Source organism: Exiguobacterium sp. s161, from assembly GCF_018619045.1.
Lineage (GTDB): Bacteria > Bacillota > Bacilli > Exiguobacteriales > Exiguobacteriaceae > Exiguobacterium_A > Exiguobacterium_A indicum.
Genome location: NZ_JACSNH010000004.1, coordinates 20,430 through 39,688, shown reverse-complemented (window position 1 = coordinate 39,688; position 19,259 = coordinate 20,430). Strand labels below are relative to the sequence as shown.

Here is a 19,259-nt window from a genome sequence, read left to right as displayed (position 1 = left end):
ACCTTTCATTTATATTTATTATGTTAATTGTGATATAAGGGGTTGATCTTATTATTTAAAAAAGACCACCTCGAGTATCAGTTACTACACTTAAGGCGGTCATCTAAATACTGTTTATTTATGATAAGGCTCTCCGTAATGTAGTTAGTTAAGTGCGGTTTTAAATTGCGCTTAAATATAAATCTAATGAAGCTTCTACTTCCTTCGCAACAAGCTCTATAAAATCAGCATAATCCTTCGTTGTATGTACTTTATTTAAAGCATTATAGTAAGCTAATCTGTTTTCTACACGAATAATTATTGGTGGATAGCCTGACTTCATTAACTTTAAGTTTAATAAAAGTCGTGAAGTTCGACCATTTCCATCAATAAATGGATGAATGCCCACAAATATTGCATGCAACATCGCACCAAGTACGATTGGATGTAAGCTTTGCGCCTTTCCGTCATACCAAGGCATTAATACATCCATTTCTTCTTGAATTTTAAATGGTGGCGGAGGTGTATGCACTGCTCCTGAAATAAATACTTGCTGGTCTCGGTAAACACCGGCATAGCTATCGTCAATGCCTTTTAATACAAGACGATGTAAATTTTTGATTTGCCACTCTGAAAATGGCTCCTCTTTATGCATAACATCTTCAACATAAGAAATTGCATCGCGGTGGTTAATGACCTCTAAATGTTCACGCATTGTTTTGCCACCAACTGTAATACCTTCTAACACAACTTTTGTTTCGTTAATCGTTAAAGTATTACCTTCGATCGCCTTTGAGTTATATGTCCAGTCTAAAAAAGCTTTTCTCGCAAACTGGGAAGCATGTCATTAAAAGCATTTATGTTTTTATATTAGCTGAACAGTTGCTATTTTTTACGAACAACAATCATGACAAAGTTTAATAACTCCTTTAAGCCACGGTTTAAAAATTTCTCATCATTTATCGCATATTCGTTGCCCGTATTGATCCAGTCCTGCCAACATGCTTCGAATTGATCCGATTCATACACCGTCACTTCGATTAAATCCTCACAGCCTTGTTGAATATGTTTTTCCCACCAATCGGCACTGTGGAAAGTATCAACCGCATCTTCCAGCCATTCACTCATCACCTCAGGCACTTGCTCAAGCTCTGTTTTCAAACCAGGAACACTAATGAGTACGTACCCACCACTTTTTAAAAGGGGAAGCATTTTTTTCGCAAAAAATTCCTCCTCACAGCCGTAATAATGGTAAGAGTCGATGCTCACAATTGCATCAAAAAAATCATTCGCAAAAGGTAAGTCTAGTGCATTCGCATGAATGGGAATCATTTTATCCTCAAGCTTCCACTCCTGTATTGTTTCCCAGTTTTCTGTTGCAGAAATCCATAAATCTGTTGCATAAACAGTCTTTGCATTCGTTTCATTGGCAATATAAACCGATGTTAGTGCTTTACCACAGCCAAGATCAAGAACTGTTCCACCCGTTATGGCATCTGGATTTTTAATTAGAAGTTCCTCGACAAGTCGTACCGAATTCGGCCCCATCAAATAATCTTTTGTAAAATAATCTTTATACTTATTACTGTTCATTTTTATCCAACCTTTTATTAAAAGTATAATGCTTGGAAACTAAATATATCTCTCTTTATGAAATAACATTACTTTTCGGTCGCATGATTTTCAATTTGTAATTTTAATTGTTTATAGTAGTTCGTTCTACGTAAATTTTCGTTTATAAATAAATTTCCAAAAAAAATTATTTAGAATAACAGAGACTACTCACACTTCAAGAACAAAAACAAACATCCATACAACAAATGCCTATCTAAAATAATAGTGGCTGATGCTATTTCTGTATTTCTGAAAAAACCGCACTTGCTTACTATACAGTTCCCTCAAAATAACCTGCAAATCTTTAATTTTTTACATACCAAAAAAAACAAACCATCAACTACAAGAAAACTACTGCAATTGATACTTTATTAAATCGTACTTACTAATGATACGGCTCTCCGTGAATTGTTTGAGTATCTGGTACCTAACACCAAACTCTACTCTCCGTTTGTTGTCACAAATCACGATTGCTCTTATGATAAGGAAGTAGGAGGAGAAAAAATGGATAATGAAAAAATTGGTCAATTAATTTATACATTACGGAAGGAAAAGGACATGACGCAAAAGCAATTAGCTGAGGCGTTATATTTATCGGACCGTACCATTTCAAAATGGGAAAGAGGCATTGGATGTCCCGATATTACACTTCTTCCTCATCTAGCAACCCTCCTTGATATTCCAATAGAAAATTTACTAACTGGTGAAATCAAAACAGTAGATGTAGTAGGAGGAAATATGAAAAACTCAAGTTATTATGTATGTCCAAACTGTTCAAATATAGGATTAGCAACAGGAAATTTCGTCGTTTCTTGTTGTGGAAGAAAATTAGATGCTTTAGTCGCAACAAAAGCAAATGATGAACAAAAATTAAAAATAGAAGAGATTGATATGCAATATTCGATTTCAGCCGAGCATCCTATGACAAAGGATCATTATGTATCATTTATTGCACTTGCAACAGGAGACCAAATTCAAATATATAAACAGTTTCCAGAATGGGCGTTACAAGTAAATATTCCAAAGAAAAAACATGCGAAATTACTTTGGTTTGATACACGAGACGGATTGCTTTATCAATATATTTAATGGTTACAAAAATTAATTATAAACACCTAGAACAAATTTATTTGCACCGTTAAAGATTTCTCCACCTTTTGCTGGACCCTCAGTAAAAGCTGAATTATCACCGATGTATAATGTAATTACCTTACATTTAAAGACATATTAAACATCTAATAAGGTTCATGAAAAACCCATAAATGATTTGTAAAGGCCGATTTTCTATAAAAAGAAAATCGGCCTTAGTTTTTTCTTTTTTCGGAATCCTCAACTTAAATATCTATTTAGAGTATGTTACGCCCTCCTCTAAATCACCTGCAAATCTTCAATCTCTTACAAACAAAAATAAACCACCAACTACAGTAAAACCACTGTCATTGATGATTTATTTAAAACCGCACTTACTTGTGATACGGTTCATTCCGATTAATCCGGTACGCCCGATAAATCTGTTCACAGAGAATCATCTTCATCAATTGATGCGGGAATGTCATCTTTGAAAACGAAATCGTATCGTTCGCACGCTGCATTACTTCTGGTGCAAGACCGAGTGATCCGCCGATGACGAAAGCAATCTTGCTCTTGCCGTATGTCGCGAGTTGATCGAGTTCTTTTGCAAACTGTTCGCTCGTCCGTTGTTTTCCTTCAATAGCAAGTGCGAGGACGTGAACGTCCGGTCCGATCTTCGCTAAAATCCGTTCGCCCTCTTTTTTCTTCACTTGCGCCATCTCCGCTTCACTCAATTGCTCCGGTGCCTTTTCGTCCGCGACCTCGATTTCTTGGATCGAACAGTAGGCGCCGAGACGCTTCGTATATTCGGCGATACCTTGCTTCAAATACTTCTCTTTTAGCTTTCCGACCGTAATGATGGTAATTTGCATCTTATTTCTCGCTTTCTGACAGAAAATTCAGGAGTTATCCACAGAGTTATCCACAAATCCACATGTTGATATTTATTTTTTGCTTGACACAAGATATGTTGCCGGTGCGTCACAGTATTCACAGATGTTGTTTTTTTCTGGATTTAGCTGATCGAGAATCGGGTATTGTTCTGTTTCATCTACGATTTCGTCAAGCGCGAGCTCGACATGTTCTAAACAGACGTACTTATCCACAGGTGGTCTCCTCCTTTCACTTATCCACATTTATCCGCTTCCAGTATAACAAATATCGACCTTCCTGACCGGAAAAGGCGCAGGTTTCCTCACTCAAAAAAACCATCCACAGGTCGGACCTGTGGATGGTTTTTCAGATTATGCTTTACTGAACAGTTGGTGACTGAGCTGACAACTTCACATCTGCTGTCTGTTTTTCACCGCCACGGTAGAACGTGACTTTGACCGTTTCGCCAACTTTTGCATCCCGGTAGAGAACACTTTTTAGATCAGCGAACGATGCGATCGCTTTTCCGTTGATCTCAACGATGACATCGTTTGCCTTCATACCCGCTTTTTCGGCTCCGCTGTTACGTGTCAGACCGACGACGACGATTCCTTTCGTGACATCATTCGGTAATTTCAGACGATCTTCGCGATATCCGCTTGGGAATTCCTGCACGTCACGAATCTGAATCCCGAGCTGTGGACGAACGACTTCACCATTTTGCTCGAGATCACGCATGATTGGTAACGCTTCGTTGATCGGAATCGCAAACCCGACTCCTTCGACACTTGCTTCCGCGATCTTCATCGAGTTGATCCCGATCAATTGACCGGCTGTGTTGATGAGCGCTCCACCCGAGTTCCCCGGGTTGATCGCTGCATCGGTTTGGATGACTTCCGTGTTGAAGTCTTGCTGTCCATCCTTGTTCGTATCGACTGGAACTGTCCGTTTCTGCGCACTGATGACACCGCGTGTGACGGAGTTCGCGAAGATTCCGAGTGGGTTTCCAATCGCAAGCACCGTTTCACCGGCACGTAACGTATCCGAATCCCCCAGTTTTGCGACTTGTGTCACTTTCGATGAATCAATCGACAAGACCGCTAAATCGTACGTCGGATCTTCCCCGAGGACTTTTGCCTCGAGTGCTGTTCCATCGGATAACGTCACAGACAGGCGGCTCGCGCCTTCGACGACGTGGTAGTTCGTGACGACGTAGGCTTTATTGCCGTCTTTTTTATAGATGACGCCGGACCCCGCACCCGTTTCCTGATCGGTTCCTTGGAACGAGCTCTGAAGGTTCGTCACGCTCACAACGGCTTCCTTCGTCTTACCGACCGCACCGACGATGTCGGCTTCATCCTCTGTCGTCTGTGTCGCAGTCTGTTCCGCTGTCGTCGACGAAACCGGAGTCGGACTCGTCATCTCATCGCGGACGAACGGCCACGCGACGAGGGCGATCAACAAGGCTCCGACGATTCCGCCGATCAGACCGACGAAAAAGGCTTTTCCGGCACCGCGACGACGCGGTGGTTCTGGTTGTTCTTCATATGGTTCACGATAAGGGCTGACCGGTTCGCTCGTTGCCGGTTGACGGGGCGGGAAGCCGCTCTCATCGGATGACTGTTCGTATCGTTCGGATTCGTTCCGTGGTTCTTCGGGTCGATCCATCGACATACGCCTCCTTTATGACTCTCTTTACACAAGTATACCCCCATCACGTGGCAAGTGAGCCAAATGTGGGGGTCTTTTGAGCATATTCAGTAATTTCCCATAATCAAAGCTTCAGGAGCGGTGTCGGAATGACCGGATCCGTGTCGAGAAGCTGAATCTTACTCAGATCGACGTCACGGCTCGCGAGCGTCTGGGAGACACTCATCCGGGCGAGTTCCTTCATGTTGTTATCCTTGCTCAAATGGGCCATGTGGATCCGTTTCGTCCGGTCGTCAAGGACCTCGCTCATCGCGATCGCAGCGTCCTCATTCGAGACGTGTCCGTAGTCGCCGAGGATCCGCCGCTTGACGCTCCACGGATAATGTCCCATCTGGAGCATGCCGATATCATGGTTCGCTTCGAAGATATAAGCATCAGCGCCCCGAATGACACCTTTCATCCGGTCCGAGACGTATCCGGTATCGGTGATGTGCGCCAACCGTTTTCCTTCATGGGCGAACTGGAAGAACATCGGATCGGCTGCATCGTGACTGACGTTGAACGATTCGACTTCGATGTCACCGAACTGCTTGACCTCTCCGACTTCCCAGAGGAACTTCAGCGCCGGATCAATCTTACCGATCTTCGCTTCCATCGCTGCCCACGTCTTTTCATTCGCATAAAGCGGGATATTGTACTTCCGTGCCATGATGCCGACGCCTTTGATATGGTCGGAGTGTTCATGGGTGACGAACAGACCATCGATGCCATGCGGCGACCGGTCGATCTGGTCGAACAAGGCGAGCATCGCCTTACCGGTCAGTCCCGCGTCGACGAGCAAGCGGGTCTGTTCACTTTCGATATAGAGGGCGTTCCCCGTCGAGCCACTGGCCATGACGCTGTAGTGTAGGCTCATCGTGCATTCCTCATTTCTCTGAGACTGTATCCAATCGTTCGACGGTCTGGACGCCGCCGTCAATCGCATTGACGAAGTAGACTTCCTCGTTGTCGAGCTCGATTTGCCACGTCGGCGGCAGGATTTGAACGGATTCCGTTCCTTCCGTGACGAGACAGAAATATCCGAGCTTATGACTCGTCAACCGTTTCGATGCCGGGAACAAACCTTGCTCCGACAACTGGACGATCGCTTCACTTGCCGATAACAACGTCACGTCCTGTGCTTGCCGGACGACCTTGTTCAAGTGGCGTTGTTTGTAGCTGACGATTTCCTTCGCATCGTTGAGTTGCAAGACGAGCAGGGACGGTCCAATCATCGCATCGTCCTCACGCGACTGCTGTGGTGTCGAATAGAGCGGCTGTCCCTTATACGTCTGAACGAATGTCATCTCCTGATACTTACTATCATACTTCCAAAATGTATATTCGGCACCATATCGAACTGATGCTTGAACGAACGATGAAGCAGAATCCCGCATCGTCTTCGCATCGAGTCGATACGGTTTCATCAACCGGACCGACCACTCGACATCGTTCTTGACGGAGGCGACCGCGTCACGAATCGGTGAACTCGCGAGTGGCGCTAGCGTCCGCGCATCGACTTCGGCTGTTAAATAGCCGATGTCTCGCGTAACCGGTTGTAGCTTTTTCTCATCGATTTGACGATCCTTCAAGATCGATTTACCGGTCGCACTCGTCGCGACGATCCGCGGCTCGACCATCCGGTCCATCAATTGAATGGCGAGGTAGACGTTCAGGATCAAAAAGGTCAGCATCAATAAGGTCTTCGCTTTACTCCAGTCCATTCATCCTCACTCCTCATTCCCGACAGCTTGATTGATCGATTGCCAGACGCCATCGATTTTGATGAACCACGTCGGCTCAAAGACGGCATAGCGGCTCGTTGAAATCTTATACGTCATCTCATATCCAATCCGGATTCCACTGATCTCTTTTAAGAGGTCAGCACGACTCAGACGTTCGAGAACCGTTTCAACAGCTGGCACCGTTTCTTCCCGAAGGATGAGCTTCCGCTTCGCTCGGAGCATGCTACGACTGAGCGACCGGACTTGATTTTCCTCATACATGATCTTCAGTGTCGCAAGATCGAACTTCGTCTGTTCGAGTAGCGGACCACTCTCCCCAAATACCGGATACCGGTTCAAGTACAACCGGAACGTCGCCGTCTGTTCCTCACTCTTTTTACTCATCTGATCAAAGTAATACCGGAAACCACTGCGTTGGGTATCTTGATCGAGCCAGCCCCCATGAATGTTGACATAGCTGACGAGCGTGCTGTAATCGACCGTCGAGCTTTGCGTATTCGGCGATAATGTATTGAAACGATACACATTATAGTTTCGGTCATACGTCGAAACGCTGACGCCGTCCGTTAAGACGTCGAGATCATCCCGACTCTTGATTTGCTGGACGTTCGAGTTCTCGGCAAAAAAGGCACTCCGAATGCGGTCGAGTGGTTTCGGCGATTGCCCGACCTCGTCATAGACGAAGACTTGCTCTAGTCGCGTCGTACCGCTCGCGACATACGTATAATCGCCACCTTTGAGTTCGACGCGTGTCATCGGTTTTTTCTTATCATGCGCGAACAGTCGCTTCAGAACCGTCTCATCGCCGACGAGCTTGAAGTCCTTCAGGCGACCGGTCGCCGACTCGAGACGGAGGATTGGTCCATCATAATCGAGTAAATAGAGTCGTTTGATCGGTTCCGAGAAGGCGATCTGTTTTTCTCCGAGTAACTCTTCAAGAATCGTCGCACTGATCGGTGTCGGGAAGATCATCTCGACACTCCGGTCACCGACCGGGATGTTGTTCGCTTTATCCGTCAAGACGAGGACACCGATGTTAAACGACGCACCGATTCGGTTAAGGAAGGTCCGACCGATGATTTGTGTCTGATAGATCCCTTCCTGATCCGAATAGACGAGTAGTTCCGGGTTGATCAGTTGGTTGCTTTCAATCGTCTTTGAGGCATCGATCTCGTTGAACGAGACCTGTTCCCGCTCGATTGATTCACTGCTTGGATGATAGGTCCAGAGCATCGCTGTCTGAGCGATCGAACCGGCGACGAGCAGGACGAGTAACAGCGAACTCCAGTGTTGTTTCTTCATCCGGCATCCACCTCTTCGATCACCTCATACGGAAGCGTGAAGTAAATCGTCGTGCCGCGTCCCCATTCACTTTCTGCCCAGATGTCGCCACCATGTGCCGAAACGACGTCTTTTGCGATCGACAGACCAAGACCGGTGCCGCCGATTTTACGGGCGCGGGCTTTATCGACTCGATAGAAGCGTTCGAAGATTTTTTGGAGATTCGCTTTCGGGATTCCGACACCTTCATCCTTGATGCTGATGACGATCCGTTTTGCCCGGAGCATCGTCCGGACGGTGATCGTTCCGCCTTCCGGTGAGTACTTGATTGCATTCGTCAGGATGTTATCTGCGACCTGAATCAATTTATCCTGATCACCACGGATATAGACTTTCCGCTTCATGATCTTACGACGGAAACGAATTCGTTCCGGCTTCGTCATGTCATGGCGATCGAGAATCTCATTCAGGAACTGAATGTAATCGAAGCGGACCTTGTTCATTTTGTATTCCTTACTGTCCATCTTCGACAGTTGTAAGAGATCGGTGACGAGGCGGATCATCCGCTCCGTCTCGTTTTGTGTCGTCTCAAGGAAACGCGGGGCGAGTTCCTCGTCCTGATACGCTCCTTCTGCCAAGGCTTCAAGATAGCTGCGCATCGTCGTCAGCGGTGTCCGGAGCTCGTGACTGACGTTCGCGACGAATTCGCGACGATCCTGTTCGACTTGCTCCTGTTCCGTGACGTCATGCAGGACGACGATCATCCCGGTAATCGGACCACTGTGTTTCTTGACGGGCGAGAAGAATGCCCGAACGAGGAACAGTTCATCCTCACTACTGAAATCAAGCAGACGCGGTGGCATCGTACCGTCTTCCGGAATCATGAAATCGTCACCGAGTGCCAGTAAGTCCTTCAAGTTCGTGCCGACGACGCTCGCATCATCTGCACCGACGATATCCTTCGCTTGATCGTTCATCAAGATGACGCGCAGCGTCCGGTCCGTCGCGATGACGCCATCGGTCATGTTCTCTAGGACACTCGTCAACTTCCGCCGTTCCGCTTCCGTCGTCGCGTTTGCTTCGAGCAACTCATCCGTCAATTCGTTGAACGAACGGGCAAGCTGACCGATCTCATCGTCCGAATAGACCTTAACCTTCCGCGAGAAGTTCCCGCGTCGCATCTCGATCGCTTGACGCCGCATATCGGAAATCGGGCGCGTGATCGTCCGCGACAGCAAGACACCAAGAATCGACGTGATGACGAGAGCGATGACCGTTCCGGTCGCAAGAATCCGCGTGACCTGTTGCATCTGCGAATAGATCGACTCCATCGAGGCGCGGACATAAATCATACCGGTCGTGACGCCGTCTCGTTCCGAGGTGACCGGTACGGCAAAGATCCGGATCTTATCCTCTGATTCCGGATCAAGCACGGTGTCCGTCCGGGTCGAGCTCGTTGCCTGTGCTTTTTTAATCAATGAATTCGTCGCTCGTTGTCCGACCGCCGACTGGTTCTCGTTATCCGATGTCGCCTGGATGATCGAGTCCTGGTCGATGATTTGAACTTCGAGGATGTCGTTCCTTGAGGTGGAGCCATTACTAAACTCAGACAGCAGTTGCCCTAGTGATTGGGACAACTGCCGTTTGGAGGCTTCATCATCGCCTGTTTTATCGAATTCCTTCCCGACGTTATAGGCGACAAGACCTGCCCGGTCCTCGACCGACTTCGAGAAGTTCGTAATGTACTGCTTTTCAAGGGAACGAACGAAATAGACGCCAATGACCTGCATCGCCACTAAAATCAATAAGGCATAGATGACGACGAGTTTCCATTGGATGGATTTAAAGAAGTTCGTTCCTTTTAACATCGTTATTCATTCTCCCCGTCTTGGAGATAGTAACCGACCCCACGACGCGTCATGATATAGACCGGCGTACTTGGGTTGTCTTCGACTTTCTCACGGAGACGACGTACTGTCACGTCGACTGTCCGGACATCACCGAAGTAGTCATAGCCCCAGACCGTCTGCAACAAATGCTCACGGGTCATGACTTGCCCGATGTTTTTCGCGAGGTAGTGCAACAATTCGAACTCACGCTGCGTCAGCTCAATCTTTTGATCCTTACGTGTCACCGTATGCGAATTCGTATCGATATACAGTTCTCCGACTTTGAGTGGACCTGGTCCAACCGGTTGTGGTGTAGCTTCCGGACTCGTGTTGCGTAAATGGACTTTCACGCGGGCAAGTAACTCGCGCGAGCTGAATGGCTTCGTCACGTAATCGTTCGCGCCAAGCTCAAGACCAAGTACCGTATCGATCTCGGAATCCTTCGCTGTCAACATGATGATCGGAATCTTCGACGTCTTCCGGACTTCCCGGCAGACCTCCATCCCGTCCATTAACGGGAGCATGATGTCGAGTAACATCAAATCCGGTTTGAACTCCTCGAATTTCTCTAATGCCTCCACGCCGTCATTTGCGATCGCGACCTGGTAGCCTTCTTTTTCTAATTTAAACTTGAGTATATCTGCAATCGGTAACTCGTCATCGACGACTAGAATTTTGCGTTCCGTCACTGGGTGTGCCCCCTTAAAAATTTCTATTCAATCTATTTTACCTGTTTTTTCGGCATATAGAAAGGTGGCGACGGAAACTCCCGGCGCCACTCTCTCTGCTGTTCGTCGTCTCACGAGAGAGGTTCCACGTGAAACACTGTATTTAGTATACCTGTTTTTGCTTCCGTTTGTGAACCATTTCGCACAAAAAACGGTGCTGACTCAAAAGTCAGTCTCGACAAAGATAGGGGTGGCAGAATGATGATCTGCCACCCCTATTCCGTAATAAAAAGAATGACGCTCACACGCCACTCCTACAGGAAAAGCGCATTGATGCGCTGTCAGAGACAAACAGGACCCGCTTTCCTGCTTAAATGAAGCAGGAAAACTGGCTTGTGTCTCGCCTGAGGAAAGGGCGTGAAAAGACGCGTCATTCTTTTTTAAGTCAGTCCTGTTGAGACTTATGCTTCTTCGTAGAGATCACGCAAGACGACTGTCTGTTCACGACCCGGTCCGACCGAGAACGTGACGAGCGAGATACCTGTGAGATCCGCAATCCGCTTAACGTAGTTCTGTGCGTTCAACGGTAGATCTTCAAAGCGACGGACACCTGTGATGTCCTCTTTCCAGCCCGGCAGTTCTTCGTAAACTGGAACACATGCTTCGAGATCACGGAAGCTTGCTGGGTACTCATCGATCTGTTTACCGTTGAATTCGTACGATGTACAGATCTTCAACGTGTCGAGTCCTGTCAAGACGTCGATCGAGTTGAGCGCAAGATCCGTCAATCCACTTGTACGGCGCGAGTGGCGAACGACAACGGAGTCGAACCAACCGACACGACGCGGACGTCCTGTCGTCGTCCCGTATTCACGACCGACTTCACGGATTTGGTGACCGATGTCATCGAACAATTCCGTTGGGAACGGACCGTCACCGACACGTGATGTGTACGCTTTACAGACACCGACGACGTGGTCAATCCGAGCTGGACCGACACCGACGCCTGATGCGACACCACCAGCAGATGCGTTCGATGATGTAACGAACGGATACGTTCCGTGATCAAGGTCGAGTAAGACACCTTGTGCGCCTTCGAACAACACTTTTTCGCCGTGATCAAGGCTATCGTTGACGACGACAGATGTATCGCAGACATATTTCGCGAACTCTTGTCCATACGCATAGTACTCTTCGAAGATATCGTCGAACGCGATTGGTTCAGCGTCATACATCTTCGTGAACATCCGGTTCTTTTGGTCGAGAACGATCTTCAACTTCTCAGCGAACGTTTCTTTGTCGAGTAAGTCTGCCATCCGGATACCGATTCGTGCGGCTTTATCCATGTAACACGGTCCGATTCCTTTCAGCGTCGTTCCGACTTTTGCATCGCCCTTCGCTTCTTCTTCTAACTGATCCTGCAACTGATGATACGGCAAGATGACATGCGCCCGATTCGAAATTAACAAGTTATCCGTTGAGACACCACGATCGTGTAGATACTTCAATTCCTTGACGAGTGATTTCGGGTTAACAACGAGACCGTTCCCGATGACACATTTCTTATCCGAGTAAAAAATACCTGATGGGATCAAGTGCAATTTGTACGTCTCGTTATTGAATACGATCGTATGTCCTGCATTGTCTCCACCTTGATAACGTGCCACGACATCGGCTTGTTTTGAAAGAAAATCGGTAATTTTCCCTTTTCCTTCGTCGCCCCACTGTGTTCCGACTACTACTACTGATGACATCTTATCATCCACCTCCACGTACGATTCAAAACCACGACTAAGTGTAACGCGATAAAAAAAAGAAGTCAACCAAATACCGAACAATTAATTGTTACATTTCTCTTTCGTTCGTTTAATTATCGTTTTTGATGAATAAACTGAGAATCTTTAGGTGAAAACAAAAAAAGCTACGTTTTGTCTCCGATCAATCGAAGACAAGACGTAGCTTGGATTAAGCTGGTGGCGCGTACGAGTTACTCGGCTCGAGATCCACGAACTTGTTGAATTCTTTTCGGAAGGCGAGTTTGACGGTACCGGTTGGACCATTCCGCTGTTTCGCGATGATGATCTCAATCGTATTCGCATCTTCCGTTTCTTTATTGTAGTAATCGTCACGGTACAAGAAGGCGACGATATCGGCATCTTGCTCGATCGCTCCCGATTCCCGGATATCCGACATCATCGGTCGCTTATCTTGACGACTCTCAACACCACGAGAGAGCTGAGATAAGGCGATGACGGGAACTTCGAGTTCCCGCGCGAGCGATTTCAAGGAACGGGAAATTTCCGAAACCTCTTGTTGGCGGTTGTCGCTTGAGCGACCATTCCCTTGAATCAACTGCAAGTAATCGATCATGATCATTCCAAGACCATGCTCCTGCTTCAAACGACGGCATTTTGCCCGGATATCGTTGACACGAATACCAGGTGTATCATCGATGTAGATACCAGCTTGAGAGAGATTACTCATCGCAAGCGATAACTTACCCCAGTCCTCTTCTTCAAGTTGACCGGTCCGGAGTCGTTGCGCATCGACGTTTCCTTCAGCACAGAGCATCCGCATGACAAGCTGTTCGGCACCCATCTCAAGACTAAAGATGGCGACGTTCTCGTCAGCTCGTGTCGCGACGTTTTGCGAGATGTTCAAGGCAAACGCCGTCTTCCCGACCGATGGACGTGCTGCAACGATGATTAAATCGTTGCGCTGGAACCCAGCCGTCATCTTATCGAGATCCTGGAAACCCGTCGGAATCCCCGTCGTCTCACCGCTTTGCTTATGCAATTTATCAATCGTTGCATAGGCACTCGTCAAAACGTCCGAAATCGGAATGAAGCTCGCGCTTCCTTTTCCTTGCGATACTTCGAGAATCTTCCGTTCTGCCTCGTTCAGCAGGACATCGACTTCATTTTGCCGCTCGTATCCATCAGTGACGATTTCGCCTGCTGTCCGAATGAGACGCCGAAGCGTCGACTTCTGGTCAACGACGTTGACGTAGTAATTGATGTTGGCTGCGGTTGGTACACCTTCCGCTAGTTCCGCTAGATACGGTAGACCACCGATCTCATCTAGGATACCAAGCGTACTCAGCTCGGCTGTGACCGTGACGAGGTCGATCGCTTCACCTCGGTCGGACAGCACGAGCATCGCTTCGAAGATCCGTTGGTGAGAGGCACGGTAAAAGTCCTGCGGTAACAGACGTTCTGATGCACTGATCAAACGATCCGCATCAATCATGATCGCCCCTAGGACGGCTTGTTCTGCCTCGATACTTTGGGGAGGCATATTTTGCATGACTTCACTCATCACCGTTCCCCTTTTCTACTCACGCCTCTTTGACCTGAACGTTCAGCGTCGCTGTCACTTCGTTGTGTAGCTTCAATGGTACCTTCGTAAAGCCGAGTGCCTTGATTGGGTGCTCGAGCTCGATTTTACGTTTGTCGATTTTGTAACCCATGCTCTTGAGTGCTTCCGCGATCTGTTTGCTTGTGACCGAACCGAAGACACGACCGCCTTCACCGGCTTTCGTCGAGACGACGATCGTCTCTTTTTCGATTTTCTCTTTTAACGCTTGCGCGTCAAGCAAGTTCTGTTTCGCTTCTTCTGCTGCTTTACGTTCGTGTGCTTCATGTTGCTTCAAGTTGCCAGTCGTCGCAGGACGCGCCAACTTTTTCTTGAAGAGTACGTTATTTGCATAAGCATCGGCCACGTCTTTGACGTCTCCTGCTTTACCTTGTCCTTTTACATCTTGTAAGAAAATAACCTTCATTCTGATTCCTCTCCTTTTGTCTCATCTTCTAGATATTGATCGATCGCTTTACGCAACGCATCCGCGACCGTGACGACCGATTCTGACATCTGTGTCGCCGCGTTCGTCAAGTGACCGCCGCCTCCGAGCGTCTCCATGATCAACTGGACGTTGACTTCCCCAAGTGAACGGGCACTGATCGCTGTCCGTCCGTCTTGAAGTTCCGCGATGACGAAGGCAGCACGAATGCCTTGAAGCGACAACAATTGATCAGCCGCTTGTGCGATCAAGACTTGATCGTGAATGACGCCAGGTTCTGCTGTCGCAATCGCCATCCCTTTCGTATAGACCTCGGACCGCTCGAGGATATGTGACTGCTCAACGTACGTCTCAAGATCCTGACTGAGGAACTCTTGCACGAGCACCGTGTCAGCACCTTGTGAACGCAAGTAAGATGCAGCATCGAACGTCCGCGAGCCGGTCCGAAGGGCAAAGCCTTTCGTATCGACGATGATGCCGGCAAGTAACGCCGTCGCCTCAAGCATCGATAGCTTCTGATTCGTCGGCTGGTACTCGATCAACTCGGTGACGAGTTCTGACGTCGACGATGCGTAAGGCTCGAGATAAACGAGGACCGCATCTTCGATGAAGTCCTCCCCACGCCGGTGATGATCAATCACGACCATATGCTCGAATCGATCGAGTAACGTCGGCACGACGACGAGCGACGGCTTATGGGTATCGACGACGACGAGTAACGTCTGATCGTCAATCAACTGATCGGCTTGAAACGCATTGACGAACCGTGTCTCGAGTTGTGGTACTTCAGCGATCTCGTCCATCATCCGGCGAATCCCGCGACCGATTTCTTCTGGCGGTAAAACGATATGCGCTTCCTTATCGTTCATTTCCGCAAGCTTCAAAATGCCGATCGCTGATCCGAGTGCATCCATATCCGGATTCTTATGCCCCATGATCAGGACACGGCTCGATTCCTGCATTAAGTCACGAAGCGAGTTGGCAATGACACGTGCTCGGACACGTGTCCGTTTTTCTGTCGGATTCGTCTTGCCGCCATAAAAGCGGACTTTCCCGTCGCGTTTGATGACGACTTGGTCGCCTCCCCGTCCTAATGCGAGATCGAGACTCGACTGAGCCATCAGACCAAGCGCCGGAATCGGGTCACTTCCGCAACCAATTCCGATCGATAACGTCAACTGGACACCACGCTGACTCGTCTCTTCGCGCACGGTATCGAGAATCGTGAACTTCGATCGTTCGAGAATCCGAAGATTCTCTTCTGTCGTGACGATGAAGTATCGATCAGATGCGGTTCGTTTGATATACGTTCCGTGTTCGGCTGCCCAGTGATTCAACAGTTGCGTAACTCGGCTGTTCAACTCACTGCGCAACTGATCTTCGATACCTTGTGTCATCTCATCGTAGTTATCGAGATAGATAACGCCGATGACTGTCTGATTATCGACGAGTTGTTGTTCGACTTGTGCTTCTTCTGTCATATCGAACAGATAGAACGTCCGATTGTCATGATTTGAAAAGACGCGATATACGGCATCACCGATTTCAAGCGTCGCTTGGTCCTCGTTCGTCGCGACCATTTCGATGAATAAGGGATCGAGCTCATTGAGCGTCTGTCCCATCGCTACATCATCAAAGATCTCCCGCATCGGATCATTGAACCAGGTGACGAGGGTTTCCTCATCGTATAACAAAATCCCGATTGGCATGTTCGTCAACGCATCTTGTCCCGTCTCCTCGACTTGCATCGAGATTCCGGCGACGTATGCCTCCCATGCCCTGCGTGCACGGCGTTCTTCGAATAGGTGCAATCCGAAGAGGAGGGCAGTCACGACGGCTCCGATAGCAGAGATGATCGGTTCACGTACAGCGACGACGAGAAGCAGACCGACGATTAATAGATACGGAATGAAGCGAACGATGCGTCGTTCTCGTTCCGGTGATACTTGTTGACCTGACTCCATCGTGTCCTCCTTATATGCTCTATAGGGTTCATTTAAATTTTTAGTAACTTGTTTATTATAACCGAAAAGCAGGAGGGGATGAAAGGGAAGCGAAAAAAAGCACCATCCTCACGCATGAGGATGGTGCTACGAAATCAGTCAGCCACGTATGGGATTAAAGCCATTTGACGTGCGCGTTTGATTGCGATTGTAAGTGGACGTTGGTATTTCGCTGAAGTACCAGTCACACGACGTGGAAGAATCTTACCGCGTTCCGAAATGAAACGTTTGAGAAGTTCTACGTCTTTATAATCGATATGAGTGATGTGGTTCGACGTGAAGTAACATACTTTACGACGACGTTTTCCACCTGGACGACGTGCCATGTGATTAACCTCCTTTTTAACTTGGATTTTTCAGGACGATTTCCTTAGAACGGGAGGTCGTCGTCTGAAAGGTCGATCGAACTACCGCCGCTGAACGGATCAGCGCCGAAGCCCGAATTCGATGAAGCGGGTGCTGGCGAGGAAGAGTTGTTCTGCTGTTGCTGTGAACCCCATCCTGCAGCATTCCCGTTTCCACCAGTAGATGAAGCGTAGCCTTCGCTACCATCCGAAGAACGGCTCGCGTTACGTGACTCAAGGAAGCGGACGCTATCAGCGACGACTTCCGCACGATAACGGCGTTGCCCTTCTTTATCGTCGTAGCTGCTAATCTGGAGGCGACCCTCTACACCAGCAAGACTACCCTTCTTCAAATACTGAGCAACGTTCTCTGCTTGCTTGCGCCAAACGACGCAATCGATGAAATCAGCTTCTCGCTTCCCATCTTGCCCTGTGAAAGGACGGTCACATGCGAGTGTGAATCGCGTTACCGCAATCCCGCTCTGCGTATAACGCATTTCCGGGTCACGAGTTAACCGACCGACTAAAACGACGCGGTTAATCATCAGAATCACTCTCCTGTTTCAGCTTATTTCTCGTCTTTTGTGATCATTAAGCGAACGATATCGTCACTGATCTTCATGAGACGGTCAAGTTCTTTTGTAGCTGCTGGTTCAGCAGAAACGTTAAGAAGAACGTAGAACCCTTCACGCATATCATTGATTTCGTAAGCGAAACGACGTTTACCCATTTCAGTTGTTTTATCAACTGTACCACCGTTATCAGTGAGGACTTTGTTGAAACGCTCCACTGTTGCTTTGCGTGCTTCCTCATCAAGTTCCGGACGGATGATGTAAAGTACTTCGTATTTACGCATATCTGTCACCTCCTCTTGGACTGGCGGCTCGAATGTTCGAGCAAGGAGCAATAATTCATTACTCACATTCGTTAATACTACCAAAGTATTTTGCTTTATGCAATAACGATTCGATTTCGATTAGACGTTGAAGCGGAATGTGACGACATCGCCGTCTTGGAAGACATATTCCTTACCTTCTGAACGGTAACGTCCTTGTTCCTTGACTGTAGCCATGTTGCCTGCTGCTGCTAAATCTTCGTACGAAACGACTTCTGCACGGATGAATCCACGTTCGAAGTCCGAGTGGATGACACCCGCACATTGCGGAGCTTTCATCCCTTTTTTGAACGTCCAAGCGCGTACTTCTTTTTCACCTGCTGTGAAGTATGTCGCAAGACCAAGCGTGCTGTATGCTGCATGGATCAATTGATCAAGACCTGATTCTTCGATTCCGAGATCGACGAGGAACTCTTGACGTTCTTCTGGCTCAAGCTCTGCAATCTCTTCTTCAATCCGAGCACAGATGACGATGACTTCAGAACCTTCTTTTTCTGCGAATTCGCGTACGAGACGGACGTTTTCGTTATTGTCCGCGTCTGCGACTTCATCTTCGCCAACGTTTGCAACGTAAAGCATCGGTTTCATCGTCAACAATTGGAAGTGTTTGACGAGAGCTGCTTGATCTTCGTTCAATTCAGCGAGACGTGCTGGTTTCTCGTCTTCGAGTAATGCTTGCACGATTTCAAGTGCTTCGAGTTCAGCCGCTGCGTTTTTATCGCGTGACTTGACTTGTTTTTGGACACGCTGAATCCGTTTTTCGACTTGCTCGAGGTCTGCGAGGATCAATTCGAGGTTGATCGTCTCGATGTCATCGATCGGTGAGACTTTTCCGGCCACGTGTGTGATGTTTTCATCGACGAAACAACGCACGACCTGACAGATCGCATCTACCTCACGAATGTTCGCGAGGAATTTATTTCCGAGACCTTCCCCTTTAGACGCGCCTTTTACGATACCTGCGATATCCGTGAATTCGAATGCTGTCGGGATCGTCTTTTTCGGGTTGACGAGTTCCGTCAATTTCCGAAGACGTGCATCTGGTACTTCAACGACACCGACGTTCGGGTCGATCGTTGCGAACGGGTAGTTCGCTGCCTCTACACCTGCTTGTGTGATGGCGTTAAAAAGTGTTGATTTTCCTACGTTTGGTAAGCCAACGATTCCTGCTGTTAATCCCACTTGGAATTCCTCCTTTTCGGTATTTCCTAGGAAATCCGTGCTAGCGGCCGCAGTGGGTAGAATGATTACACCACGTCAGCACATCTTTCACAATTATAGATAGTTCAATTTTTTTAAGCAAGGAGCTCGACCGTCTTTTTTACTCACGTCCTAACCGAACGCAACCGCTCCACTTAAGCAAGACAACAAAAAAGCGAATCTAATCACGAGGATCAGATCCGCTTTTC

19 protein-coding genes are annotated in these 19,259 nt (G+C 47.8%); 1 reads left to right on the top strand and 18 read right to left on the bottom strand.

Annotation, left to right across the window (positions count from 1 at the left end; all coding sequences use genetic code 11):
- Positions 1 to 160 precede the first annotated feature (160 nt).
- Both KNQ14_RS11405 and KNQ14_RS11400 read right to left on the bottom strand, forming a co-directional pair.
- Complete coding sequence (locus tag KNQ14_RS11405; protein WP_371743352.1) at positions 161 to 727, bottom strand: Fic family protein; 567 nt, start codon at positions 725 to 727, stop codon at positions 161 to 163.
- A 137-nt stretch (positions 728 to 864) separates the two neighbouring features.
- Positions 865 to 1,572 (bottom strand): SAM-dependent methyltransferase, encoded by a 708-nt coding sequence (locus KNQ14_RS11400; protein WP_214861071.1) that lies wholly within the window; start codon positions 1,570 to 1,572, stop codon positions 865 to 867.
- Positions 1,573 to 2,097: 525 nt separating this feature from the next.
- Between KNQ14_RS11400 and KNQ14_RS11395 the strand changes: the two genes are divergently transcribed.
- Entirely contained in the window at positions 2,098 to 2,682 is a 585-nt protein-coding gene (locus KNQ14_RS11395; protein WP_214684918.1) for a helix-turn-helix domain-containing protein, read from the top strand.
- 374 nt (positions 2,683 to 3,056) lie between these two features.
- Here KNQ14_RS11395 and rlmH read toward each other — a convergent pair whose 3' ends face one another.
- From rlmH to ychF, 16 genes are all read right to left on the bottom strand, one after another.
- Positions 3,057 to 3,536: a 23S rRNA (pseudouridine(1915)-N(3))-methyltransferase RlmH gene (gene rlmH, locus KNQ14_RS11390; RefSeq protein WP_023469837.1), complete on the bottom strand. Its 480-nt coding sequence runs from the start codon at positions 3,534 to 3,536 to the stop codon at positions 3,057 to 3,059.
- 72 nt (positions 3,537 to 3,608) lie between these two features.
- Complete coding sequence (locus tag KNQ14_RS11385; protein WP_214861069.1) at positions 3,609 to 3,770, bottom strand: CxxH/CxxC protein; 162 nt, start codon at positions 3,768 to 3,770, stop codon at positions 3,609 to 3,611.
- Positions 3,771 to 3,915: 145 nt separating this feature from the next.
- Complete coding sequence (locus KNQ14_RS11380; protein WP_214861067.1) at positions 3,916 to 5,205, bottom strand: S1C family serine protease; 1,290 nt, start codon at positions 5,203 to 5,205, stop codon at positions 3,916 to 3,918.
- A gap of 106 nt (positions 5,206 to 5,311) precedes the next feature.
- A complete protein-coding gene (locus tag KNQ14_RS11375; RefSeq protein ID WP_023469840.1) occupies positions 5,312 to 6,103 on the bottom strand; it encodes an MBL fold metallo-hydrolase in 792 nt (263 codons plus the stop codon).
- A gap of 10 nt (positions 6,104 to 6,113) precedes the next feature.
- Positions 6,114 to 6,950 (bottom strand): two-component system regulatory protein YycI, encoded by an 837-nt coding sequence (locus KNQ14_RS11370; protein ID WP_214861065.1) that lies wholly within the window; start codon positions 6,948 to 6,950, stop codon positions 6,114 to 6,116.
- Positions 6,951 to 6,956: 6 nt separating this feature from the next.
- A complete protein-coding gene (gene yycH / locus KNQ14_RS11365; protein WP_214861063.1) occupies positions 6,957 to 8,273 on the bottom strand; it encodes a two-component system activity regulator YycH in 1,317 nt (438 codons plus the stop codon).
- Complete coding sequence (gene walK / locus KNQ14_RS11360) at positions 8,270 to 10,120, bottom strand: cell wall metabolism sensor histidine kinase WalK (RefSeq protein WP_055969786.1); 1,851 nt, start codon at positions 10,118 to 10,120, stop codon at positions 8,270 to 8,272. The genes yycH and walK overlap by 4 nt, the downstream gene beginning before the upstream one ends.
- Before the next feature lie 2 nt (positions 10,121 to 10,122).
- The gene (gene yycF, locus KNQ14_RS11355; protein WP_023469844.1) at positions 10,123 to 10,830 is read right to left on the bottom strand and encodes a response regulator YycF; all 708 of its coding nucleotides are present in this window, start codon (positions 10,828 to 10,830) and stop codon (positions 10,123 to 10,125) included.
- Between the two features lie 440 nt (positions 10,831 to 11,270).
- The gene (locus KNQ14_RS11350) at positions 11,271 to 12,563 is read right to left on the bottom strand and encodes an adenylosuccinate synthase (protein ID WP_023469845.1); all 1,293 of its coding nucleotides are present in this window, start codon (positions 12,561 to 12,563) and stop codon (positions 11,271 to 11,273) included.
- A gap of 211 nt (positions 12,564 to 12,774) precedes the next feature.
- Entirely contained in the window at positions 12,775 to 14,127 is a 1,353-nt protein-coding gene (dnaB, locus tag KNQ14_RS11345) for a replicative DNA helicase (protein WP_023469846.1), read from the bottom strand.
- A 19-nt stretch (positions 14,128 to 14,146) separates the two neighbouring features.
- Positions 14,147 to 14,590, bottom strand: a complete 444-nt coding sequence (gene rplI / locus KNQ14_RS11340) for a 50S ribosomal protein L9 (RefSeq protein ID WP_023469847.1) — start codon at positions 14,588 to 14,590, stop codon at positions 14,147 to 14,149.
- Positions 14,587 to 16,572: a DHH family phosphoesterase gene (locus KNQ14_RS11335; RefSeq protein WP_214861061.1), complete on the bottom strand. Its 1,986-nt coding sequence runs from the start codon at positions 16,570 to 16,572 to the stop codon at positions 14,587 to 14,589. The genes rplI and KNQ14_RS11335 overlap by 4 nt, the downstream gene beginning before the upstream one ends.
- Before the next feature lie 134 nt (positions 16,573 to 16,706).
- Entirely contained in the window at positions 16,707 to 16,937 is a 231-nt protein-coding gene (gene rpsR, locus KNQ14_RS11330; protein WP_023469849.1) for a 30S ribosomal protein S18, read from the bottom strand.
- Positions 16,938 to 16,981: 44 nt separating this feature from the next.
- Positions 16,982 to 17,500 (bottom strand): single-stranded DNA-binding protein, encoded by a 519-nt coding sequence (ssb, locus tag KNQ14_RS11325; RefSeq protein ID WP_023469850.1) that lies wholly within the window; start codon positions 17,498 to 17,500, stop codon positions 16,982 to 16,984.
- Positions 17,501 to 17,523: 23 nt separating this feature from the next.
- Complete coding sequence (gene rpsF / locus KNQ14_RS11320; protein WP_023469851.1) at positions 17,524 to 17,811, bottom strand: 30S ribosomal protein S6; 288 nt, start codon at positions 17,809 to 17,811, stop codon at positions 17,524 to 17,526.
- A 120-nt stretch (positions 17,812 to 17,931) separates the two neighbouring features.
- Complete coding sequence (ychF, locus tag KNQ14_RS11315) at positions 17,932 to 19,032, bottom strand: redox-regulated ATPase YchF (RefSeq protein WP_023469852.1); 1,101 nt, start codon at positions 19,030 to 19,032, stop codon at positions 17,932 to 17,934.
- Positions 19,033 to 19,259: the final 227 nt, after the last annotated feature.